Genomic DNA, 24,012 nt, shown 5'->3' with positions numbered 1-24,012 from the left:
CGTTTGAAATTCCTTATATCTTTTCTAATTAAAAGGGGTTGATTTTGATTGAATATAACAACCGAAAAGAAAACGGCATTAATTATTATTGACATGATTAATGATTTTCAATTTAAACATGGCAAAGTACTGGCTAAAAAAGCATTAAAAATGACCACAAGCATTAATCTTATTAGAACGCACTTTCATCAACACAAGTTACCAGTCATCTATATTAATGACCATTACAAGCTCTGGAAAGCTGATATTGAAGAGATAATGGCCTACTGCAACAATCCCATAAGTGCACCAATCCTCCAAACAATCAAACCATCAAGTGAGGATTACTTTCTAATCAAACCGAAACATTCCGCATTTTACGGAACAGCACTTCATACACTCTTAAATCAATTAGCCATTGATAAGCTAATAATGGTTGGTTTGGCAGGAAACATTTGTGTGCTTTTCTCTGCAAACGATGCTTATATGAGAGAGTATAAATTACATATACCCGCTAACTGCATTGCTTCTAATGATGACCACGATAACGAGAACGCTTTAATTATGATGAAAGATGTATTGAAAGCAAATATTGATCCATTACCATGAATGTATCATGTATTAGCCACTCCCTTCATAAGTTATTTATAGTGTAATTAAATCATTCACTTTGAATGCCTGTATTTCTATAATGAAACATTTAGGGAGGGTTTTACTTGCAAATACATGTGGTAAGACAGAATGATTCGTTAAGTGGTATAGCGATGGCCTATAGCACAACCACACAAGATTTAATCGATGCTAATGAATTACAGAATCCTAATCAACTTGTGATCGGTCAAACGCTTGTGATTCCAATCATTGGTAGCTTCTATTGGGTACAGCCTGGCGATACACTCTATTTAATTGCCCAACGATATGGGCTCACAGTAGAAGAGCTTGTGAATATCAATCAAATCTCACAAACAAATCCCTTAAGGGTTGGTCTACGCTTATACATTCCCGAACGTCCAAAAACTTCTGCCGAAATAAATGCCTATGTTGAGCCTAGAGGAGACACCGTATCGGAAAACTTAATAGAAGCTTCAAGAGGGGCAGCACCCCATCTTACTTATTTAGCACCATTTAACTTTCAAGCACTAAGAGATGGTTCGTTGCAAGAACCGCCTTTAGATGAATTACCTGCTATCGCTGAACAAAATCAAAATGTCCTCATGATGGTCATATCTAATCAAGAAAATGCACAATTTAGTGATGAGCTAGCAAGTATACTTCTCAACGATCAAAACATTCAAAACACATTCCTCGACAATATTGTTGCAACAGCAAAAAAATACAACTTCCAAGATATCCATTTTGATTTTGAGTTCATTCGACCAGAAGATAAAGAAGCTTATAACCAATTCCTAATAAAAGCACGCGATCGCTTCCACCAAGAAGGCTGGCTCATATCAACGGCTCTTGCCCCTAAAACAAGCGCCGATCAAAAAGGGAAATGGTATGAAGGCCACGATTATAAAGCACATGGTGAAATTGTCGACTTTGTCATCATCATGACATATGAATGGGGATATAGTGGAGGGCCTGCTATGGCCGTTTCACCTATCGGACCCGTGAGAGATGTCCTTGAATATGCAATAACAGAAATTCCGCCTGATAAAATTATGATGGGGCAAAATTTATACGGCTATGATTGGACGCTTCCTTTTGTTCAAGGAACGATGGCACGTGCTATTAGTCCACAACAAGCTATACAGATTGCATTAGAAAATAATGTGGCCATTCAATATGATCAAGAAGCACAAGCACCCTTCTTTTTATACACAGACAACGAAGGAAAAAGACATGAAGTTTGGTTTGAAGATGCCCGTTCCATTCAAGCGAAATTTGATTTATTGAAAGAATTAAGGTTAAGAGGTGTAAGCTACTGGAAACTTGGTTTAGACTTTCCGCAAAACTGGCTCCTCATTGATGAAAATTTCAATGTCGTAAAGCGTTAAATCTATTTTAATCTCCTGTCTATTTTTTCATTCTTCATAGAGGTCTGACCTGTGTTAAAATGGAAGTTATGTTAGTTTAGGGGGAGACAAATAGATGAATCAAGTACCTTTTATTACAGTGGAAGGGCCGATTGGCGTAGGTAAGACCACGCTAGCCACAGCCCTTTCCACTCATTTTAACTACCATCTATTAAAAGAAATCGTCGATGAGAATCCATTTCTCGGAAAGTTTTACGAGAATATCGATGAGTGGAGTTTTCAAACAGAAATGTTTTTCTTATGTAATCGATATAAACAGCTCAAGGATATAAAGGACCGTTATATTGCGAATGATAAGCCTGTCGTAGCTGATTATCATATTTTTAAAAACTTGATTTTTGCTAGTAAATCTCTTGAAGCACCTGAATATGAAAAATATGAAGAAATTTATCATATTTTAACGGACGATATGCCGAGACCAAATATCATTATTTATTTGCGGGCAAGCCTAGATACTTTACTAAAAAGAATTGAAAAGCGTGGACGCGAAATCGAAAAGAATATAAGTCCGCTCTATCTTGAACAATTATCCATTGATTACGATCTAAAAATGCAGACATTTGAAAAACAGCATCCGGATATCCCTATCCTTCACCTTGACGCGGATCAATTGGATTTTGTTCATAATAAGAATGATCTGCAATACATTATTGATACGTTAACAACGAGTATACAAACAAGGAGTACTAAAGCATGAATAGAAATAACTACGGCATACCCAATAACGCAATCATCACTGTAGCAGGAACGGTCGGTGTCGGAAAATCAACAATGACCAATTATTTAGCAGAAGCACTTAATTTCCGCACCTCTTTTGAAAAAGTCGATACAAATCCGTATTTAGACAAGTTTTATGCCGACTTTGAAAGATGGAGTTTTCATTTACAAATTTATTTTCTCGCTGAAAGGTTTAAAGAACAAAAGCGGATGTTCGAATATGGTGGTGGATTCATTCAAGATCGCTCTATTTATGAAGATACTGGCATTTTTGCTAAAATGCATTATGAAAAAGGAACGATGTCACCAGTTGATTATGAAACCTATACCAGCCTATTCGAAGCGATGGTCATGACACCCTATTTCCCGCACCCTGATATTTTAATTTATTTAGAAGGCTCCCTAGAGGATATACTAGCGCGTATTAAAGAACGTGGACGCCCAATGGAACAACAAACCTCGATTGACTATTGGAAAGAGATGCACGGGCGCTACGAAACCTGGATTGATCAATTTAGTGCTTGTCCTATTTTACGACTCAATATTAATGAATATGATCTTGTTTCTAATCCAACAGACATCGATCAAGTGCTCGAAAAAATTGGCCATACATTAAAACAAACAATATAAAATATTCGCCTGTACATGAATCGTACAGGCTGTTTTTTTGTCGAGAAATAAAAAAAGTCGCTACTATAAAGTAGCGACTCATATCTCCAATTAATTATGCGCATGTTAAAAGTTATAATGGCGGAGGAAGAGGGATTCGAACCCCCGCGGGCTTTAACACCCCTGTCGGTTTTCAAGACCGATCCCTTCAGCCGGACTTGGGTATTCCTCCGTTTCGACAAGAAATAATATATCATCTATTTAAATAGAAGTCAAGAGAAGTTTGCATATTTTTTAAAAATAGGATCCGTCCTAAAGAACAGATCCTATCGTCTACCTTAATTTGCTGGTTTTATCACTTCTTTGTTCCCCATATAAGGGCGAAGTACTTCTGGAATAACGACACTACCATCAGCTTGTTGATAATTCTCTAATATCGCAGCGACTGTACGTCCCACTGCTAATCCAGAGCCATTTAATGTATGAACATTCTCTGGCTTACCTTTAGCATCACGGCGGAAGCGAATATTGGCACGTCTCGCTTGGAAAGCTTCAAAGTTACTACAAGAAGAAATTTCTCGATAATTATCGTAGCTAGGCATCCATACTTCAATATCGTATTTCTTCGCAGCTGTGAATCCTAAATCAGCCGTGCACATACTCATGACGCGATAAGGTAAACCCAGTAGTTGTAAAACTTTTTCTGCATTCTTCGTTAATTTCTCTAACTCATTATAAGAATCTTCTGGTTTAACAAACTTCACAAGCTCAACCTTATTAAACTGATGCTGACGAATAAGACCCCTCGTATCACGGCCAGCGGATCCAGCTTCAGAACGGAAGCACGCACTAAATGCAGCATAATTAATTGGTAATTGATCCGCACTTAAAATTTCATCACGATGCATATTCGTAATCGGTACCTCTGCCGTTGGGATAAGGAAATAATCTTCACTCTCAATTAAAAAAGCATCTTCTTCAAATTTTGGTAATTGCCCTGTACCAGTCATACTTGCACGATTAACCATATATGGTGGTAGCACTTCTTCGTATCCATGTTCTTCTGTATGAAGATCCAACATAAAATTATACAATGCGCGCTCTAATCTAGCACCTAATCCTTTATAAAAAACAAAACGACTACCTGTTACTTTTCCTGCTCGTTCAAAATCTAAAATACCAAGATCAGTCGCTATATCCCAATGCGGTTTAAATTCAAAATTAAAGCCCTTTACTTCTCCCCATTGCCAAGCTAAGACGTTGTCATCTTCTGTCTCACCAACTGGTACACTTTCATGTGGGATATTTGGAATGCTGAGTAAGATAAGCTCTAGTTCAGCTTCTACTTCACGTAACTCATGGTCCAAATCTTTAATTTGGTCGCCCACTTGTCTCATCTCAGCAATTAAATGGTCCGCATCCTTTTTCTCTCGTTTCAAAGCAGCCACTTGCTGTGATACTTCATTTCTTTTGCTTTTGAGCTCTTCCGTTTTTACAAGTAATTCTCGGCGTTTTACATCCAAATCTTCAAATTTCTCAAGATCAGAAATATCTTCCCCACGGTGTTTTTCTAGTTTTTCTTTCACTTCAGCAAAATTCGCTCTTAAATATTTGATATCTAACATTGCCTTTCCCTCCATATTCAAATTTGTGAAAACAAAAAACTCCCGTCCCCAATAAAGGGACGAGAGTTACCCGCGTTGCCACCCTAGTTAAAAGTATAAACCATACTTTTCACTTTAAATCTTTAACGAGGTTCACCCGAGAGCTTTTACTTACAAAAAATGTGTTCCAAGCTCTACGCAAAGGATGGATTCTCAAGTGCTTTTGTCTGGTTTGCACCAACCACCAGCTCTCTTTGGCAAAAGTATACTTGATACTAATTCCTTCTTTATGCTTTCTTTTATTTAACTTATTAGTAATTCATAATTTACTATAATTATAAGCCAAATGCAACTACATTATTCAAGAAAACCAACCTTTAACAGTAGATGCGACACTGTCCCAAACATCGCCAAAGAATCCACCGACACCACGCATAGATAAAACGAACCAGTTAGCCTTTTCAATCGTTTCAGAAGCGATGACATCAACTCTCGCTTCGTTTGAATTTAAAAATTCAATCACATTGCCATCTTTATCTTCAACCGTTAAATAACCAACAACATCCCCTTTTTTTACAGGAGCTGTTAATTGTCCTTGATCATTTAATAAATCTTCATTGACCACAAGCTTTGGTTGATAATTCTCTTCTTCACCGTTTTTAACAGTTAATGTAATAGCCTCTTTTGATTCAATCGCTACTGCATTTTCTTTCCCTTTTTCGACAGCTAGCTTTTCTTTATCTTTCACTTGATAGCCAGCAGGAACAATTTCTTTTTTGTCGAAATTAGAGAATGCGTAATCAAACATTTTCTTTGTTTCGTCGAATCTAGCTTGATTATAGCCAGAATCACCGCCGCCCTTAGCATTCATAACAACGGTTATATATCTTTTGCCATCACGTTCTGCTGTTCCTGTAAAAGAAGAACCAGCAAAATCAGTTGTTCCCGTCTTTAAGCCGTCTACTCCTTCATATCCGTAGACAAGCCCAGGTAACATCCAGTTCCAGTTTTCCATATTGATACTATCTTCAGTACCTTCTCTAAAAACTTTCTTAGGAATACTAGCTGTTTCTAATACTTGAGGAAAATCAGTGAGAAGCGCAGTTGCTAGTTTAGCTGTCGCTCTAGCAGACATGACATTTTCTTCGTCTTCATTACCTATCGTATGGTTACCTTTTAAATCGCTGTTATTTAAACCAGAAGAATTGACGAATTTATAATCCTCTAAACCTAATTCCTCTGCTTTTTCATTCATTATTTTCACAAAATTCTTTTCAGAACCAGCAATTGTCTCTGCAATGGCAATTGTAGCCCCATTAGCAGAATAGATGGTCATCGCTTCATATAACTCCTGAATACTGTACGTCCCATCTCTTCTTAAAGGAACATTTGAAAGTGATGTGTCATGTGAAACCTTCCAAACATATTCACTTACTGAATATTGTTGATCCCATGATATTCTACCTTCATCAACTGCTTCTAATAAGAGGTACTCAGTCATCATTTTTGACATACTTGCGATACCAAGTACTTTATCAATGTTTTTCCCGTATAAAACCCTACCTGTCTCTGCATCTACTAGAATAGCTGCATCTGCATTAATATTAAGTATGTCTTCTTCTGCACTTGCTTTATGTACATTAGGAAGCATGCCTAACACCATAATCAACGCCAAGAAACTTGCAACAATTTTACGATATCCTTTTCTACTCAATTCCAAAGCCCTCCAACTTTTTTTTCAGCTTTTGTTATTTTATCATAAGATGTCCTTCATGGATACAAACAACCTTTTCCTAATCTTGGCGTTTTCATGAACAACCCTTTTCTTTTTCTATTCCTTAGGTCATTACTCCTGAGAAAAACATTGTCCATTATGCTTACGATGACGAAAGGTAGAACTCTTTTCAAGCAAAAAAAATAAGAGGGGCTACCCTCTTACTTTTTTAAAAATTATAGTGAATAGTTTGGTGCTTCCTTCGTAATTTGGATATCATGTGGGTGACTTTCTTTAAGGCCCGCACCTGTCATACGAATAAACTGTGCATTTTCTCTTAAGAATTCTAAATTTGCTGCCCCGCAGTAACCCATACCAGAGCGAACGCCACCAACTAACTGATAAATCGTATCTGCTAATGATCCTTTATATGGAATACGTCCTTCAATGCCTTCTGGAACGAATTTCTTATTATCTTCTTGGAAGTAACGATCTTTTGATCCTTTTTCCATAGAAGTAACAGATCCCATCCCACGATAGACTTTAAATTGACGTCCTTGGAAAATTTCTGTTTCCCCTGGACTTTCAGATACACCTGCTAACATGCTTCCGAGCATAACAGCATGTCCACCAGAAGCTAATGCTTTCACGATATCTCCTGAATATTTAATCCCACCATCAGCGATAATCGCTTTACCATGTTTACGTGCTTCTGTTGCACAATCATACACCGCTGTAATTTGAGGTACGCCAACACCTGCTACGACACGTGTTGTACAAATAGATCCAGGTCCAATACCAACCTTTACAACATCAGCCCCAGCTTCAAACAATGCACGTGTCCCTTCAGCAGTGGCTACATTACCTGCTACAACTGTTAGTTCAGGGTATTTCTCCTTAATTTCTTTTACTGTATTAATAACGCCAGCTGAGTGGCCGTGAGCCGTATCGACTACGACTACATCAACTTGAGCTTTAACAAGTAACTCTAATCTTTTCATTGTATCTTTTGTTATACCAATTGCTGCACCAGCAAGTAAACGCCCTTGATTATCTTTCGCTGAGTTAGGGAACTCAATCACTTTTTCAATATCTTTAATAGTAATAAGTCCTTTTAAAACACCATTATCATCAACAAGAGGTAATTTCTCGATTTTATACTTTTGCAGAATTTTTTCTGCTTCTTGTAGCGTTGTTCCTACTGAAGCAGTTACTAAGTTTTCTTTCGTCATTACATCAGAGATCTTGATAGAGAAATCTTGAATAAAACGAAGGTCACGGTTTGTAATAATACCAACAAGTTTTTGCTCGTCCAGATTATTTACAATTGGAACACCTGATATACGATATTTACCCATTAAATGTTCAGCATCATACACTTGTTGTTCGGGAGTAAGGAAAAACGGATCAGAAATAACGCCACTCTCAGAGCGTTTTACTTTATCAACTAAATCTGCCTGTTGCTCAATGGACATATTTTTGTGGATAATACCTAATCCACCTTGACGTGCCATTGCAATAGCCATTTCAGCTTCAGTTACTGTATCCATCCCAGCACTGATAATTGGAACATTCAACTTTACCTTATCAGACAGTCTCACCGACAAATCGACATCTTTCGGCAATACCTCAGATTTAGCAGGTACAAGTAGTACATCATCAAAAGTTAAACCTTCTTTTTCAAATTTAGTTTCCCACATTTTTTTGACCTCCTGAACATGAAAATATTATTAGTAGGTTATCAATTGGACAAAATACTGTCAAGGACACTGCTATAAGTTGGATTTTTCAGATTATTTGGAGGTAGTATATTTTGAAGTATTCTTTCGACAATTGGCAAGCATATTTACCTTTTTTTTCAACAGAAACAACCAAGACATATTTAGAAAAAAGTTATCAAAAGGAAGGTATTGAACAAGCATCGCAAAAGAGTTTTGAAAATACTTATCCATTTATTTATTACATTGAACACGGTAAGGTTTACTATGAACAAGCCGCAACTGCCCCATTAATCATTAAGCCTATTCTCTATTTCTACGGTTTAGTTCATCTCATCAAGGCATGTATTTTAACTATTGATCCACTTTATCCAGATACGACTTCTGTACTAGCTCATGGTGTTTCAACAAGAAAAAAGAAAAAGCAACAATACCTTTTTTTAAAAGATGAAGTGAAACTACAAAAGAGTGGTTTATTTCCATATATGGCAGAAAAAATGTTTCATATGAAACATCTAGAGGGCGATAAATTTTATATGGTTGATTTATTAAGACAAATCCCAGAGATGGAAATAATGTTTCAGTCTATCCAAAAGGAACAAACATTTATTGACATAAAAAAAGAAGAAGATGGCTACCATGTACCAATAACAATTCTTAATCATTATCATATGACTGAATCGAGATTTTCTACTTTTCTTTCCGAAAAACTACAAGTAGATGAAGCGGATATTCACTATACGAAGAAACATATAAAATTCCCTCACAACAAAGAGATCAATCGTTTAAAATATAATATTGTAAATAAAAATTATTCATTACCTATCGAAAGAAGTCCGTTAAATGATTATCCAGAATTATTTTCTCATTACTTATTACTCTATAATTTAAGCATGATTGCAAGATATGAAACAGAATGGTGGAATGAATGCATTAAGCTAATGACCAATAATGATTATCCATTTATCCATCAATTCCTCGATTTGACGGAACGGAAAAGTCCTTTTCTTATTTATGAATTTCTTCATTCAAGAAAAGTTCATTGCCAAGGAAATAAAAAGGGATAGTTAGTTTACAGTGAAAGTAAAAATTAAAAAAAATCACAAAAAAAGAGCACATTCAAATGATGTGCTCTTTCATCTTGCCCGGCAACGTCCTACTCTCACAAGGGGACAGCCCCTAACTACCATCGGCGCTGAGAAGCTTAACTTCCGTGTTCGGTATGGGAACGGGTGTGACCTTCTCGCTATCGCCACCGGACTTTTTAAAGACATTTATTATTATAACGTCTTTTATGAATTTTTCAAGAGAAATTTTAAAAATCATTCTCTGAAAACTAGGTAATGTTGAAGAAGAATGTTTTGAGTAATCGCCTATGCGTTGCTGACGATACTACTTACGTAGTGCTGTCTAGCTGCGGCGGCTAGGAGCTCGAGGTCATAAGCCAATTTCGCTATGAGGTTAAAGAACAACCTCCTAACGAACTCGTCTTATGCTTGTCGCTCCTGAACGAGCCGCCTTCGCATTTCGTTTTTGGTTAAGTCCTCGATCGATTAGTATTAGTCAGCTGCATGTGTCGCCACACTTCCACCTCTAACCTATCAACCTGATCATCTTTCAGGGATCTTACTAGCTTGCGCTATGGGAAATCTCATCTCGAGGGGGGCTTCATGCTTAGATGCTTTCAGCACTTATCCCTTCCGCACATAGCTACCCAGCGATGCCTTTGGCAAGACAACTGGTACACCAGCGGTGCGTCCATCCCGGTCCTCTCGTACTAAGGACAGCTCCTCTCAAATTTCCTGCGCCCACGACGGATAGGGACCGAACTGTCTCACGACGTTCTGAACCCAGCTCGCGTACCGCTTTAATGGGCGAACAGCCCAACCCTTGGGACCGACTACAGCCCCAGGATGCGATGAGCCGACATCGAGGTGCCAAACCTCCCCGTCGATGTGGACTCTTGGGGGAGATAAGCCTGTTATCCCCGGGGTAGCTTTTATCCGTTGAGCGATGGCCCTTCCATGCGGAACCACCGGATCACTAAGCCCGACTTTCGTCCCTGCTCGACTTGTAGGTCTCGCAGTCAAGCTCCCTTGTGCCTTTACACTCTACGAATGATTTCCAACCATTCTGAGGGAACCTTTGGGCGCCTCCGTTACTCTTTAGGAGGCGACCGCCCCAGTCAAACTGCCCACCTGACACTGTCTCCCATCCCGATAAGGGATGTGGGTTAGAATTTCAATACAGCGGGGGTAGTATCCCACCGACGCCTCCACCGAAGCTAGCGCTCCGGCTTCTAAGGCTCCTACCTATCCTGTACAAGCTGTACCAAAATTCAATATCAGGCTACAGTAAAGCTCCACGGGGTCTTTCCGTCCTGTCGCGGGTAACCTGCATCTTCACAGGTACTATAATTTCACCGAGTCTCTCGTTGAGACAGTGCCCAGATCGTTACGCCTTTCGTGCGGGTCGGAACTTACCCGACAAGGAATTTCGCTACCTTAGGACCGTTATAGTTACGGCCGCCGTTTACTGGGGCTTCGATTCAAAGCTTCGCGTGAGCTAACCTCTCCTCTTAACCTTCCAGCACCGGGCAGGCGTCAGCCCCTATACTTCGCCTTGCGGCTTCGCAGAGACCTGTGTTTTTGCTAAACAGTCGCCTGGGCCTATTCACTGCGGCTCATCAAGGCTTTAACACCCTAATGAGCACCCCTTCTCCCGAAGTTACGGGGTCATTTTGCCGAGTTCCTTAACGAGAGTTCTCTCGCTCACCTTAGGATTCTCTCCTCGCCTACCTGTGTCGGTTTGCGGTACGGGCACCTTATTCCTCGCTAGAGGCTTTTCTTGGCAGTGTGGAATCAAGAACTTCGGTACTAAATTTCCCTCGCTATCACAGCTCAAGGTATGTGACCATGGGATTTGCCTCATGGTCCCTCTAACTGCTTAGACGCACATCCAATAGTGCGCTTACCCTATCCTCCTGCGTCCCCCCATCACTCAAACAGAATACGGTGGTACAGGAATATCAACCTGTTGTCCATCGCCTACGCTTTTCAGCCTCGGCTTAGGTCCCGACTAACCCTGAGCGGACGAGCCTTCCTCAGGAAACCTTAGGCATTCGGTGGATGGGATTCTCACCCATCTTTCGCTACTCATACCGGCATTCTCACTTCTAAGCGCTCCACCAGTCCTTACGGTCTAGCTTCAACGCCCTTAGAACGCTCTCCTACCACTGAACATCTACGATGTTCAATCCACAGCTTCGGTGATACGTTTAGCCCCGGTACATTTTCGGCGCGGAGTCACTCGACCAGTGAGCTATTACGCACTCTTTAAATGGTGGCTGCTTCTAAGCCAACATCCTGGTTGTCTAAGCAACTCCACATCCTTTTCCACTTAACGTATACTTTGGGACCTTAGCTGGTGGTCTGGGCTGTTTCCCTCTTGACTACGGATCTTATCACTCGCAGTCTGACTCCCATGGATAAATCTTTGGCATTCGGAGTTTGTCTGAATTCGGTAACCCGATGAGGGCCCCTAGTCCAAACAGTGCTCTACCTCCAAGATTCTTACGCATGAGGCTAGCCCTAAAGCTATTTCGGAGAGAACCAGCTATCTCCAAGTTCGATTGGAATTTCTCCGCTACCCACACCTCATCCCCGCACTTTTCAACGTACGTGGGTTCGGGCCTCCATCCAGTGTTACCTGGACTTCACCCTGGACATGGGTAGATCACCTGGTTTCGGGTCTACGACCACATACTATATTCGCCCTATTCAGACTCGCTTTCGCTACGGCTCCGTCTGTCCAACTTAACCTCGCATGTAATCGTAACTCGCCGGTTCATTCTACAAAAGGCACGCTATCACCCATTAACGGGCTCTAACTACTTGTAGGCACACGGTTTCAGGATCTCTTTCACTCCCCTTCCGGGGTGCTTTTCACCTTTCCCTCACGGTACTGGTTCACTATCGGTCACTAGGGAGTATTTAGCCTTGGGAGATGGTCCTCCCTGCTTCCGACGGGATTTCTCGTGTCCCGCCGTACTCAGGATCCACTCTGGAGGGAACGAAGTTTCGACTACAGGGCTTTTACCTCCTATGGCGGGCCTTTCCAGACCTCTTCGTCTATCTCGTTCCTTTGTAACTCCGTATAGAATGTCCTACAACCCCAAGAGGCAAGCCTCTTGGTTTGGGCTAATCCCGTTTCGCTCGCCGCTACTCAGGGAATCGCGTTTGCTTTCTCTTCCTCCGGGTACTTAGATGTTTCAGTTCCCCGGGTCTGCCTTCCATACCCTATGTATTCAGGTATGGATCCTATCCCATAACGGATAGGGGGTTTCCCCATTCGGAAATCTCCGGATCAAAGCTTACTTACAGCTCCCCGAAGCATATCGGTGTTAGTCCCGTCCTTCATCGGCTCCTAGTGCCAAGGCATTCACCGTGCGCCCTTATTAACTTAACCTATGTTTGGGTTGCTTTCGCTTCCCTCACGGTTGTGTTTATTAAAAAAGTTTAGTATCTCTACTCTATTATATAGAGAGAAAATAACTAAGGTGGCGATTACTCGGTAATCTTCTTCATTACATTATCTAGTTTTCAAAGAACGATTTGTTGGTGGAGCCTAGCGGGATCGAACCGCTGACCTCCTGCGTGCAAAGCAGGCGCTCTCCCAGCTGAGCTAAGGCCCCGTATTAAAGTTGAAATGGTGGGCCTAAATGGACTCGAACCATCGACCTCACGCTTATCAGGCGTGCGCTCTAACCAGCTGAGCTATAGGCCCACATAACTTTACGGTAAAGTATTTATTCATATCAAAGAGATTGCACTCTCAAAACTGAACGAACAGTCTAACATCAAGTCAATTCCGTATATTCCTTAGAAAGGAGGTGATCCAGCCGCACCTTCCGATACGGCTACCTTGTTACGACTTCACCCCAATCATCTGTCCCACCTTAGGCGGCTGGCTCCAAAAGGTTACCCCACCGACTTCGGGTGTTACAAACTCTCGTGGTGTGACGGGCGGTGTGTACAAGGCCCGGGAACGTATTCACCGCGGCATGCTGATCCGCGATTACTAGCGATTCCGGCTTCATGTAGGCGAGTTGCAGCCTACAATCCGAACTGAGAATGGTTTTATGGGATTGGCTAAACCTCGCGGTCTTGCAGCCCTTTGTACCATCCATTGTAGCACGTGTGTAGCCCAGGTCATAAGGGGCATGATGATTTGACGTCATCCCCACCTTCCTCCGGTTTGTCACCGGCAGTCACCTTAGAGTGCCCAACTGAATGCTGGCAACTAAGATCAAGGGTTGCGCTCGTTGCGGGACTTAACCCAACATCTCACGACACGAGCTGACGACAACCATGCACCACCTGTCACTCTGTCCCCCGAAGGGGAAAGTCCTATCTCTAGGATTGTCAGAGGATGTCAAGACCTGGTAAGGTTCTTCGCGTTGCTTCGAATTAAACCACATGCTCCACCGCTTGTGCGGGCCCCCGTCAATTCCTTTGAGTTTCAACCTTGCGGTCGTACTCCCCAGGCGGAGTGCTTAATGCGTTTGCTGCAGCACTAAAGGGCGGAAACCCTCTAACACTTAGCACTCATCGTTTACGGCGTGGACTACCAGGGTATCTAATCCTGTTTGCTCCCCACGCTTTCGCGCCTCAGCGTCAGTTACAGACCAGAAAGTCGCCTTCGCCACTGGTGTTCCTCCAAATCTCTACGCATTTCACCGCTACACTTGGAATTCCACTTTCCTCTTCTGCACTCAAGTTCCCCAGTTTCCAATGACCCTCCACGGTTGAGCCGTGGGCTTTCACATCAGACTTAAGGAACCGCCTGCGCGCGCTTTACGCCCAATAATTCCGGACAACGCTTGCCACCTACGTATTACCGCGGCTGCTGGCACGTAGTTAGCCGTGGCTTTCTGGTTAGGTACCGTCAAGGTACCGGCAGTTACTCCGATACTTGTTCTTCCCTAACAACAGAGTTTTACGATCCGAAAACCTTCATCACTCACGCGGCGTTGCTCCGTCAGACTTTCGTCCATTGCGGAAGATTCCCTACTGCTGCCTCCCGTAGGAGTCTGGGCCGTGTCTCAGTCCCAGTGTGGCCGATCACCCTCTCAGGTCGGCTACGCATCGTCGCCTTGGTGAGCCGTTACCTCACCAACTAGCTAATGCGCCGCGGGCCCATCTGTAAGTGATAGCAGAACCATCTTTCAATCTAATTATATGTATAAATAGATATTATCCGGTATTAGCCCCGGTTTCCCGGAGTTATCCCAGTCTTACAGGCAGGTTGCCCACGTGTTACTCACCCGTCCGCCGCTAATCATTGGGAGCAAGCTCCCTCTGATTCGCTCGACTTGCATGTATTAGGCACGCCGCCAGCGTTCGTCCTGAGCCAGGATCAAACTCTCCAATAAAGTGTTTGATTAGCTCGTTTGCACCTATGGTGCTTTGTTGCTGATAAATCAGCTTTTTTTAGAATTACGCTTGACGTTTTATGTTCGTTCAGTTTTCAAAGAACAATCTCAATCGCTTAGAAGCGACTTTATTAATATAACATATCGTGTCATCTGAGTCAACATCTTTTTTTGATGTCAATCAATTCTTCATGTCTTCCTCTTGCTGACTTGAATAAGTATATCAGCAGTAACCACAATTTGCAAGCCTTATTCATAAATTATTTTCATAAAATAATATTTCGAGGATTTCAACCAAAGAATACAGCCGCTCACACTCTAAAATCCCTTATTAATAAGTACGTAGCAATACTTTAGGGAGACTTCAAAATTATCTCATTCTAATAAAAAAGCCGAACTCAATTCAAACTTTAGCATTTGAATTGTAGTCCGGCATTCCTTTGACTTAAACAATTGGTTTAGTCTCTTTCCTCTTCATTGTCGATAGAAGCTTCAGGCAATTCCTCTGCAGTTTCCAGTGGCTTTGCTCGCTCTTCTCCATCTTTTTCTTCTTCCTTTTCAACTTTTGCAACAGTTGAGACGAATTCATTCACACTTTCATCGATTCGAATAAGTCTTACACCTTGCGTGTTTCTTCCCATAGTTGAAATATCTTCTACTCCCATACGGATGATGACACCGCCTGTAGTGATCAACATAATGTCTTCCTCACCACGTACAGCCTTCATCGTAACGAGATCACCCGTTTTTTCTGTAATATTGGCCGTTTTAATTCCTTTACCGCCACGACCCTGAATACGATAATCATCAACTGGAGTTTGTTTACCGTAACCTTTTTTCGTAACTACTAGAATGTTGTCTCCTTCTTCTAGGACTTCCATTCCAACTACTTCATCTTCTGCACTTAGAGTGATCCCTTTTACTCCAGTTGCTGTACGTCCCATTGAACGGACCGCATCTTCAGGGAAACGAATAAGGAGACCATTCTTCGTACCGATAATGATTTCTTTTTCTCCATTTGTTAAACGTACAGAGATTAATTCATCTTCTTCTTTTAAGCCTAAAGCAATCAAGCCGTTTGTACGGATATGAGCAAATGAAGATAATGGTGAACGTTTAGAGATGCCTCGTTTTGTTGTGAAAAACAAGAACCAATCATCCACAAAATCCTCTATTGGGATGACAGCATTAATCCATTCGTCCTTTTCAATTCCTAACAAGTTAATGATAGGAATCCCCTTCGCTGTTCTACTAAATTCAGGAATTTCATATCCTTTAGCTTGATACACTTTTCCTTTATTCGTAAAGAAGAGGAGATGATCATGCGTTGAGGTAGTTAATAGGTGTTCAACAAAATCATCCTCATTTGTTCCCATTCCTTGTATCCCTTTTCCACCTCGTTTTTGGGCACGATAAGTAGATACTGGTAATCGCTTAATATAACCTTTATGTGTAAGTGTAATAACAATGTTCTCTTGAGGAATTAAATCTTCATCTTCTAAATGCTCAAGACCACCAGAAACAATTTCTGTACGGCGTTCATCATTAAAACGGTCTTTTAGTTCTGTCAGTTCTTCGCGAATAATGTCTAACACTTTTTCATCACTTGCTAAAATTGCTTTTAATTCTGCAATTAATTGAATAAGGCTAGCATATTCTTCTTCTATTTTTTCACGTTCTAAACCAGTTAAACGTTGTAGACGCATATCCAAAATCGCTTGCGCTTGCTTCTCAGAAAGTTCAAATTGTGTCATTAAGCCTTCTTTGGCAATATCCGTTGTTCTTGACCCTCTAATTAATTTAATGACTTCATCTAAATGATCTAATGCAATTCGTAAACCTTCTAAAATATGCGCTCTTGCTTCCGCTTTCCGCAATTCGAATTCTGTTCTTCTTCTTATAACAACAACTTGATGGGCTAGGTAATATTCTAAGCATTGCTTTAAATTCAATACTTTTGGTTGTCCATCCACTAAAGCAAGTAAATTAATACCGAAGCTTGTCTGTAATGCTGTATGTTTATATAAATTATTTAACAGCACATTTGCGTTGGCATCTTTACGGACTTCAATAACAATTCGTAAACCATCTCTGTCAGATTCGTCACGTAAATCTGTAATGCCATCAATCTTCTTATCACGTACTAGGTCAGCAATTTTTTCAATCAATCTTGCTTTATTCACTTGGTATGGGATTTCATTAACAATGATAACTTCTTTCCCATTTGATTTTTGTTCAATTTCAACCTTTGCTCTAAGTGTAATAGAGCCTCTACCTGTTTCATAAGCCTTTCGAATTCCACTACGGCCTAATATAAGTCCTGCTGTTGGGAAGTCTGGTCCGGGGATGATTTCCATTAACTCTGGAATTGTAATTTCCGGATTTTCACTTAACGCAAGTACACCATCAATGACTTCGCCTAATTGATGAGGAGGGATATTTGTAGCCATTCCTACAGCAATACCAGAAGTACCATTTACAAGTAGATTAGGGAAACGAGCAGGAAGGACGACCGGTTCCTTTTCCTCTCCATCATAGTTATCTTGATAATTGATGGTATCTTTATTAATATCTCTTAATAATTCCATTGATATTTTGGACATACGGGCCTCTGTATAACGCATGGCAGCAGCCGAGTCGCCATCAATTGATCCAAAGTTACCGTGTCCATCAACAAGCATATATCTATAGTTAAAGTCTTGTGCCATTCTTACCATTGTTTCATATACGGCTGAATCACCATGTGGGTGGTATTTACCGATAACATCCCCAACAATACGGGCAGACTTTTTATACGGTTTATCTGAGTGCATACCAAGATCATGCATTGCATATAATATTCTTCTGTGCACAGGCTTTAGCCCGTCACGTACATCGGGTAGGGCTCGGGAAACGATAACACTCATTGCATAATCCAAGAATGACGTTCTCATTTCCTCACTTATATTAATTTCTTTAATTTGGGACTTAGGCGTGTCAGCCATCTATAGGTACCTCCCTATCGCACAAAGCTTATTGCTTAGGCTACATTTTATTGACAATATCTATGTAAAAGCAGGATAGAACCAACTCTATCCTGACTTTCATTAAATATCTAAATTCTTCACATACTGCGCATTTTCTTCGATAAAGTTTCGGCGTGGTTCTACTTTATCTCCCATAAGGATTTCAAACGTTTCATCTGCTTCAATCGCATCTTCTAAGCTGACTTGTAAGAGCGTTCGCGTTTCCGGATTCATAGTCGTTTCCCATAATTGATCTGGGTTCATCTCACCTAAACCTTTGTAACGTTGGACATTTGGTTTCGGCGTAGCCGGAAGCTCTTTCATAATCTCATCTAATTGGCGATCGTTATAAGCATATGAGATCTTCTTCCCTTGTTGAACTTTATACAAAGGTGGCTGCGCAATATATATATAGCCCGCATCTAAGATTTGTCTCATATAACGATAAAAGAATGTTAGTAATAGCGTTCGAATATGCGCCCCATCTACATCGGCATCTGTCATAATAACGATTTTATGATATCTTGCTTTCGTAATATCAAAATCTTCACCGATTCCTGTACCAGACGCAGTAATCATTGCTCGTACTTCATTATTAGAAAGTATTCGATCTAAACGTGCTTTTTCTACGTTTAAGATTTTCCCTCGAAGCGGTAGAATTGCTTGGAAATGTCTGTCTCGTCCTTGCTTAGCTGAACCACCCGCTGAATCACCCTCAACAATATATAGTTCCGAAATAGACGCATCTTTTGAAGAACAATCAGCAAGCTTACCTGGAAGACTAGAAACCTCTAACGCACTCTTTCTTCTTGTTAGTTCTCTCGCCTTTTTAGCCGCTGCCCGAGCTCTTGAAGCCATCATGCCTTTATCGACAATTTTTCTTGCAACAGACGGGTTTTCCAACAAGAATTTTTCAAAGGCTTCCGAAAAAGCCGTATCTGTTGCCGCTCTTGCTTCTGAATTCCCTAATTTCGTCTTCGTTTGTCCTTCAAACTGAGGATCAGGGTGTTTAATTGAAACAATCGCTGTTAAACCTTCCCTAACGTCTTCCCCTGTAAGGTTGGCATCATTATCTTTAAACACACCATTCTTACGAGCATAATCATTAATCACTCTCGTCAGTGCTGTTTTAAACCCGGATTCATGTGTTCCGCCTTCATACGTATGAATATTGTTGGCGAAAGAATAGATATTACTTGTATAGCTATCGTTGTACTGCATTGATATTTCAACAGTAATCCCATCTTTTTCGCCTTCAATATAAATCGGCTCTTCATGAAGTACTTCTTTATTTTTATTTAAATGCTCTACGTAAGACCTAATCCCACCTTCATAGTGGAATTCTTTTGTCTTTTTCTCTTCACGTTCATCTGAAAGAGTAAGCTTTAACCCTTTATTTAAAAACGCTAATTCGCGGACCCTCGTAGCTAATGTATCAAAATCATATTCTAATGTTTCTGTGAAAATCTCACCATCTGGTTTAAAGATCGTGGTTGTGCCAGTCACTTCTGATTCACCGATTACTTTTAAGTCTGCGCTCGGTACACCACGTTCATATTTTTGATAGTAGATTTGCCCGTCCCGATGAACAAAGACTTCTAACTGAGTAGAAAGAGCATTAACAACAGAGGCACCAACACCATGAAGACCACCAGAAACTTTGTAGCCTCCGCCACCAAATTTTCCTCCGGCATGTAAAACAGTCATAATAACTTCTACAGCTGGTCTTCCCATTTTTTCTTGTATCCCAACAGGAATCCCACGTCCATTATCAACGACTTTAATACTATTATCCTCGAGAATACTTATATTAATTTCATCACAATATCCAGCAAGTGCCTCATCAATACTATTATCGACAATTTCCCATACTAAATGATGTAATCCTTTTCCACTCGTTGAACCGATATACATACCTGGACGTTTTCTAACTGCTTCAAGACCTTCTAATACTTGTATCTGGTTCTCATCATAGGATTGTTGACCCATTGCTTCCTGATCCATTGACACATCGATCACCTACACTTTCCATTTTGCATATCATTCTTTTTTACTCTATTAGCCTCATCATCGACATTAAACAATCAATTTCCTCGTCCTCTTTTTTAAAGTAGACGAAGCAAGAGGAGAGTAATATATATGATCGGTCGTAATCACAACTGATTTGTACACACCTTTTGCCAAATTAGTATAAGAAGTGTCATCACGCTGCAAAAACTCTTCTGCATTTATAGAAGAGCCGACACTTTCTTTATCAATAATGGCAACCAAATCTTTTGCACGTATTAATACATCCTCGCCAATATGAATATACAAGGCCTCACCTCATTGAATTTTTTTAAGGCTGCCCGCCTTCACTTCATACGCAGCTGCTTCTTTTAAAGTCTGATGATCTATTCCATCGACGCTAGTGGTCGTTACAAATGTTTGTACTTTCCCTTGTATCGTATTAAGCAAATGTGATTGCCGATAATCGTCTAATTCAGATAGTACATCATCTAATAAAAGAATAGGATATTCTCCAATTTCAGCGTGAATCAGTTCGATCTCAGCAAGTTTCACTGATAATGCTGTCGTTCTTTGTTGACCTTGAGAACCAAAGGTTTGCACATCGCGCCCATTCACTTGAAATAACAAATCATCTCTGTGCGGACCGAACAATGTAACGCCTCTTTCGATTTCTCTTGTTTTTGTTTTTTCATACTTTTCTAGGTATATATTTTTCATTTTCGACAAATCTTGTTCTTCTGATACATCAACAGAAGGCTTATACTGAATTTTTAATGTTTCAAGTCCCCTAGAAATACCTTCATGGATTGGCATTGCCCACTTTTCTAGCAAATAGATGAACTCGAATCTCTTAGCGATAATTTTAACAGCCATCTCAATAAATTGTTCAGTTAAAATATCAAGCATAGCCTGATCAGTCTGTTTACGTGATTGTAGCAACTTTAAATAATGATTTCGTTGTTGGAGTATTTTCTGAAACTGATTAATGTCATGAAGATAAACGGCGGATACTTGTCCAATTTCCATATCAATAAAACGACGCCTTACTTGAGGGCTCCCTTTTACTAAATGGAGATCTTCAGGCGCGAACATCACAACATTCATATTACCGACATATTGGCTAAGCTTTTGTTGTTCAATATGGTTACACTTTGCTTTTTTACCCTTTTTAGATATCACAAGCTGCATGGGTAGAGAACCATGCTTATTTACTACTCTACCTTCTATTTTAGCATACTCCTGATCCCAACGAATAAGATCTTTATCATTTGAGGTGCGATGAGACTTCGCCATGGCTAAAACATAAATAGATTCCATCACGTTTGTCTTACCTTGTGCATTCTCACCTAGAATGACATTAACCTTGTTATCAAACTGTACCGACAGTTCATTGTAATTGCGATAATCCTTTATTTGTAATTGCTCTATATACATAGGCGGTTACATCCTTAATTGTTCGAAATTGTAAATGTGCCATGATCAGGTATTTCGATTACATCGCCTGCTCTTAACTTTCTTCCACGACGCTGATCTTGTTCTCCATTAACAAATACAACATATTCACCTAAAAACCATTTCGCCATTCCCCCTGACTGAATTAAATCAGCTACTTTGAGAAACTGCCCTAAAGTGATATATTCCGTTTCAATTTGTATTTTGTTCATCATTGCACTCTTTCTAGTTATTTGACATCGTACTTCTCTATTTTTTAGTATCTAGTAGTTTATTTTACTAAATTATTGAGTGATACACAAAGTAAATCTTTTATTAAGTATTGAAGTCATTTATTGCGAAAATTCTGGACGCGTAATAAAAAAAATCCGAACGCACTCATATACATGAATGATTGTTCGGATTTCTATCCACTTAAAGTTTTAGTAAGTCCTAACTGGCAAAATTAATTGCAAGATTGAATCATCATTAAGTGGTGTAATAATAAATGGTCTCATCGCACCAGTAAAGCTAATTTTTATTTCTGTACCCTCTAATGTTTTTAAAGCATCCATCATAAATTTCGCACTGAACGAAATTTTAAGGTCTTCTCCTTCTTTCGAAATGCTCGGAAGCTCCTCAATTACTTTTCCGATTTCAGGGGAATTAGAAGAGATCTCAATTACTTCATCGTCAACAGTAGAAAGTTTAACGACATTATTCTTACCTTCTCTTGCAAGTAAAGAGGCACGATCAATCGCTTGTAAAAATGCTTTCGTTGTAACAACAACATCTGTTTTACTTTCATTTGGAATTAATCGTGATGTATCTGGGTAATTCCCTTCTAGTAATCTGGAGAAGAATAATAAATTTTTCGCTTTAAATAAAACTTGGTTCTCTGTAATAACAATTTGAATTGTATCGTTGTGATCATCGAGAATTTTACTTAGTTCATTTAAACTTTTCCCAGGGATAACAACATTGTAAGATGCTTCTGATTCTGTTTCGATTGTCGCTTTTCTCAATGCTAAGCGGTGGCTATCTGTTGCAATACAGGATAGAGCGCTTCCTTCAATCTGCCAGTTTACACCTGTCAAGATTGGGCGTGTTTCTGAGGTGGACACTGCGAAAACTGTTTGCCTAACCATGGCTTTTAAAAGGTCAGTTGGAATAGAGAAAACATTATCTTCTTCAATTTGTGGTAAATGAGGATATTCATCCGCATCAATACCGTTTAAGTTGAATTGTGATTTACCAGAAGTAATAACAGTTTGTAAATGATTTTCTACATGAATTTCAACTTGGTCTGTTGGTAGTTTCTTTACTATTTCACTAAAGAATTTTGCTTGTAACACGATTGAACCTGGTTGTTCAATATTAACGATGACTTCATCTTCTTCTGTTTTAGGAATAAATGACTCAATAGAAATATCTGAGTCACTACCTGTTAAAGCAACACCTTCGTCAGATGCAACAATTTTAATTCCAGTTAAAATGGGAATGGTTGTTCTACTAGTAACGGCCTTCATAACATCTTGAACGCTTTGAACTAAGCGATCTCTCTGAATCGTAAATCGCATGATTAACCTCCAATGTATATACATATATTTTTTATTTTAAAATAATAGAAGTATTAGTAGGGCTTGTTAGTATGTGGATAACTAGAAAAATGAATGGAAACACAGCCTATCCACATGTGGACAGACTGTGCATAATCATTCGGTAGTTATTCACAATTATACTTTAAGTAATTCATTAATTTCTTTTAATTGCTGTTGAAATTGTGTGTCTGCATGAAGTAATTTAGAGATTTTTTCGTGGGCATGAATCACTGTTGTGTGATCTCGACCTCCGAATTCCTCACCAATTTTCGGAAGGGAGAAATCGGTTAATTCTCTAGATAGGTACATAGCAATTTGCCTAGGAAAAGCAATAGATTTTGTCCGTTTTTTCGCACTGAAATCTTCTAATTTAACGTTATAATACCCTCCGACAACCTTTTGAATCTCATGAATCGTAATGACTTTAGGTTTTGAACTCGGAATAATATCTTTTAATGCTTCTGCTGCTAAATCTGCATTAATATCTTTATTTATTAGTGATGAGTAGGCAACAACACGAATAAGTGCTCCCTCTAATTCTCGAATATTAGAATCAATTTGATTGGCGATGTATAACATGACTTCATTAGGAATGTCTAAACCTTCAGCTTTTGCCTTTTTACGTAAAATCGCAATTCTTGTTTCTAGATCTGGTGGCGTAATATCTGTAATCAGTCCCCATTCGAAACGGGAGCGAAGGCGATCCTCAAGTGTCGGAATCTCTTTCGGAGGCCGGTCACTCGAGATGACGATCTGCTTTGATTCTTCATGTAATGTGTTAAACGTATGGAAAAATTCCTCTTGGGTTGATTCTTTTCCGGCAAGGAATTGAATATCATCTATTAATAGCACGTCTACTTTTCTATATTTATTGCGGAAATCAATGGTTTTATTATCTCTAATAGAGTTAATAAATTCATTGGTAAATTTCTCAGAAGATAAATAGACAACTTTCGCATTTGGATTATGATCCAATACATAGTGACCAATTGCATGCATTAAATGTGTTTTCCCTAAACCAACGCCACCATAAATAAACAGTGGATTATAGGCCTTTGCAGGTGCTTCTGCTACAGCGAGTGAAGCAGCATGAGCAAATCGGTTCCCAGATCCAATAACAAAAGTATCAAATGTATTTTTCGTATTCAACAT

At 39.8% G+C, this 24,012-nt stretch carries 15 protein-coding genes, 3 tRNA genes, 3 rRNA genes and 1 other annotated feature; of the genes, 5 read left to right on the top strand and 16 right to left on the bottom strand.

Features of this window, described 5'->3' with window-relative positions:
- Positions 1–48 precede the first annotated feature (48 nt).
- From MHH73_RS00105 to MHH73_RS00090, 4 genes are all read left to right on the top strand, one after another.
- A complete protein-coding gene (locus tag MHH73_RS00105) occupies positions 49–588 on the top strand; it encodes an isochorismatase family cysteine hydrolase (protein ID WP_225230817.1) in 540 nt (179 codons plus the stop codon).
- Between the two features lie 107 nt (positions 589–695).
- Positions 696–1,979, top strand: coding sequence for a glycoside hydrolase family 18 protein (locus MHH73_RS00100; RefSeq protein ID WP_191817376.1), 1,284 nt, complete (start codon positions 696–698; stop codon positions 1,977–1,979).
- 94 nt (positions 1,980–2,073) lie between these two features.
- Complete coding sequence (locus MHH73_RS00095; protein WP_191817377.1) at positions 2,074–2,715, top strand: deoxynucleoside kinase; 642 nt, start codon at positions 2,074–2,076, stop codon at positions 2,713–2,715.
- Complete coding sequence (locus tag MHH73_RS00090) at positions 2,712–3,365, top strand: deoxynucleoside kinase (protein WP_191817378.1); 654 nt, start codon at positions 2,712–2,714, stop codon at positions 3,363–3,365. The genes MHH73_RS00095 and MHH73_RS00090 overlap by 4 nt, the downstream gene beginning before the upstream one ends.
- Before the next feature lie 118 nt (positions 3,366–3,483).
- Here MHH73_RS00090 and MHH73_RS00085 read toward each other — a convergent pair.
- The 4 genes from MHH73_RS00085 to guaB form a co-directional block, all read right to left on the bottom strand.
- Positions 3,484–3,576: transfer RNA gene (locus MHH73_RS00085), tRNA-Ser, on the bottom strand.
- A 106-nt stretch (positions 3,577–3,682) separates the two neighbouring features.
- Positions 3,683–4,969: a serine--tRNA ligase gene (gene serS, locus MHH73_RS00080; RefSeq protein ID WP_341063965.1), complete on the bottom strand. Its 1,287-nt coding sequence runs from the start codon at positions 4,967–4,969 to the stop codon at positions 3,683–3,685.
- Positions 4,970–5,021: 52 nt separating this feature from the next.
- Positions 5,022–5,247, bottom strand: a binding site (T-box leader).
- 62 nt (positions 5,248–5,309) lie between these two features.
- Complete coding sequence (locus MHH73_RS00075; protein ID WP_341069583.1) at positions 5,310–6,611, bottom strand: D-alanyl-D-alanine carboxypeptidase family protein; 1,302 nt, start codon at positions 6,609–6,611, stop codon at positions 5,310–5,312.
- 287 nt (positions 6,612–6,898) lie between these two features.
- Complete coding sequence (gene guaB, locus MHH73_RS00070; RefSeq protein WP_191817380.1) at positions 6,899–8,362, bottom strand: IMP dehydrogenase; 1,464 nt, start codon at positions 8,360–8,362, stop codon at positions 6,899–6,901.
- A 113-nt stretch (positions 8,363–8,475) separates the two neighbouring features.
- Between guaB and MHH73_RS00065 the strand changes: the two genes are divergently transcribed.
- A complete protein-coding gene (locus MHH73_RS00065; protein WP_341063964.1) occupies positions 8,476–9,447 on the top strand; it encodes a YaaC family protein in 972 nt (323 codons plus the stop codon).
- Positions 9,448–9,523: 76 nt separating this feature from the next.
- On the opposite strand, the gene rrf is transcribed toward MHH73_RS00065, so the two are convergent.
- From rrf to dnaA, 12 genes are all read right to left on the bottom strand, one after another.
- A 5S ribosomal RNA gene (rrf, locus tag MHH73_RS00060) occupies positions 9,524–9,640 on the bottom strand.
- Positions 9,641–9,913: 273 nt separating this feature from the next.
- Positions 9,914–12,847, bottom strand: a 23S ribosomal RNA gene (locus MHH73_RS00055).
- Between the two features lie 150 nt (positions 12,848–12,997).
- Positions 12,998–13,073: transfer RNA gene (locus MHH73_RS00050), tRNA-Ala, on the bottom strand.
- Positions 13,074–13,088: 15 nt separating this feature from the next.
- A tRNA-Ile gene (locus tag MHH73_RS00045) sits at positions 13,089–13,165 on the bottom strand.
- Between the two features lie 99 nt (positions 13,166–13,264).
- A 16S ribosomal RNA gene (locus MHH73_RS00040) occupies positions 13,265–14,813 on the bottom strand.
- The 16S, 23S and 5S rRNA genes sit together here with 2 tRNA genes alongside, the layout of an rRNA operon.
- Positions 14,814–15,271: 458 nt before the next feature.
- A complete protein-coding gene (gene gyrA, locus MHH73_RS00035) occupies positions 15,272–17,797 on the bottom strand; it encodes a DNA gyrase subunit A (protein WP_341063963.1) in 2,526 nt (841 codons plus the stop codon).
- 102 nt (positions 17,798–17,899) lie between these two features.
- A complete protein-coding gene (gene gyrB / locus MHH73_RS00030) occupies positions 17,900–19,822 on the bottom strand; it encodes a DNA topoisomerase (ATP-hydrolyzing) subunit B (protein ID WP_191817255.1) in 1,923 nt (640 codons plus the stop codon).
- Between the two features lie 72 nt (positions 19,823–19,894).
- Positions 19,895–20,134 carry an extracellular matrix regulator RemB gene (gene remB, locus MHH73_RS00025; protein ID WP_191817233.1) on the bottom strand — a complete coding sequence of 80 codons (240 nt, stop codon included), beginning with the start codon at positions 20,132–20,134 and terminating at the stop codon, positions 19,895–19,897.
- 9 nt (positions 20,135–20,143) lie between these two features.
- A complete protein-coding gene (gene recF, locus MHH73_RS00020) occupies positions 20,144–21,262 on the bottom strand; it encodes a DNA replication/repair protein RecF (protein ID WP_095371326.1) in 1,119 nt (372 codons plus the stop codon).
- Between the two features lie 14 nt (positions 21,263–21,276).
- Positions 21,277–21,495 (bottom strand): S4 domain-containing protein YaaA, encoded by a 219-nt coding sequence (yaaA, locus tag MHH73_RS00015; RefSeq protein ID WP_095371327.1) that lies wholly within the window; start codon positions 21,493–21,495, stop codon positions 21,277–21,279.
- Between the two features lie 207 nt (positions 21,496–21,702).
- A complete protein-coding gene (gene dnaN, locus MHH73_RS00010; RefSeq protein WP_191817235.1) occupies positions 21,703–22,839 on the bottom strand; it encodes a DNA polymerase III subunit beta in 1,137 nt (378 codons plus the stop codon).
- A gap of 156 nt (positions 22,840–22,995) precedes the next feature.
- Positions 22,996–24,012, bottom strand: a 1,017-nt coding sequence (gene dnaA, locus MHH73_RS00005; protein WP_289432540.1) for a chromosomal replication initiator protein DnaA, incomplete at its 5' end; no start/stop codon positions are given.

Origin of the sequence: Cytobacillus sp. FSL K6-0265 (assembly GCF_038003465.1) — a bacterium.
Classification (GTDB): domain Bacteria; phylum Bacillota; class Bacilli; order Bacillales; family Cytobacillaceae; genus Cytobacillus; species Cytobacillus stercorigallinarum.
The sequence above is the reverse complement of the archived record's forward strand: the minus strand, read 5'-3'. Positions and strand labels throughout refer to the sequence as shown.

What these genes read in the sequence shown, in the direction of transcription:
- gyrA (WP_341063963.1), bottom strand. Translation starts at nt 17,797, where the DNA reads ATGGCTGACACGCCTAAGTCCCAAATTAAAGAAATTAATATAAGTGAG.
- dnaN (WP_191817235.1), bottom strand. Translation starts at nt 22,839, where the DNA reads ATGCGATTTACGATTCAGAGAGATCGCTTAGTTCAAAGCGTTCAAGAT.
- yaaA (WP_095371327.1), bottom strand. Translation starts at nt 21,495, where the DNA reads ATGATGAACAAAATACAAATTGAAACGGAATATATCACTTTAGGGCAG.
- MHH73_RS00095 (WP_191817377.1), top strand. Translation starts at nt 2,074, where the DNA reads ATGAATCAAGTACCTTTTATTACAGTGGAAGGGCCGATTGGCGTAGGT.
- serS (WP_341063965.1), bottom strand. Translation starts at nt 4,969, where the DNA reads ATGTTAGATATCAAATATTTAAGAGCGAATTTTGCTGAAGTGAAAGAA.
- MHH73_RS00090 (WP_191817378.1), top strand. Translation starts at nt 2,712, where the DNA reads ATGAATAGAAATAACTACGGCATACCCAATAACGCAATCATCACTGTA.
- guaB (WP_191817380.1), bottom strand. Translation starts at nt 8,362, where the DNA reads ATGTGGGAAACTAAATTTGAAAAAGAAGGTTTAACTTTTGATGATGTA.
- gyrB (WP_191817255.1), bottom strand. Translation starts at nt 19,822, where the DNA reads ATGGATCAGGAAGCAATGGGTCAACAATCCTATGATGAGAACCAGATA.
- recF (WP_095371326.1), bottom strand. Translation starts at nt 21,262, where the DNA reads ATGTATATAGAGCAATTACAAATAAAGGATTATCGCAATTACAATGAA.
- MHH73_RS00075 (WP_341069583.1), bottom strand. Translation starts at nt 6,611, where the DNA reads ATGGTGTTAGGCATGCTTCCTAATGTACATAAAGCAAGTGCAGAAGAA.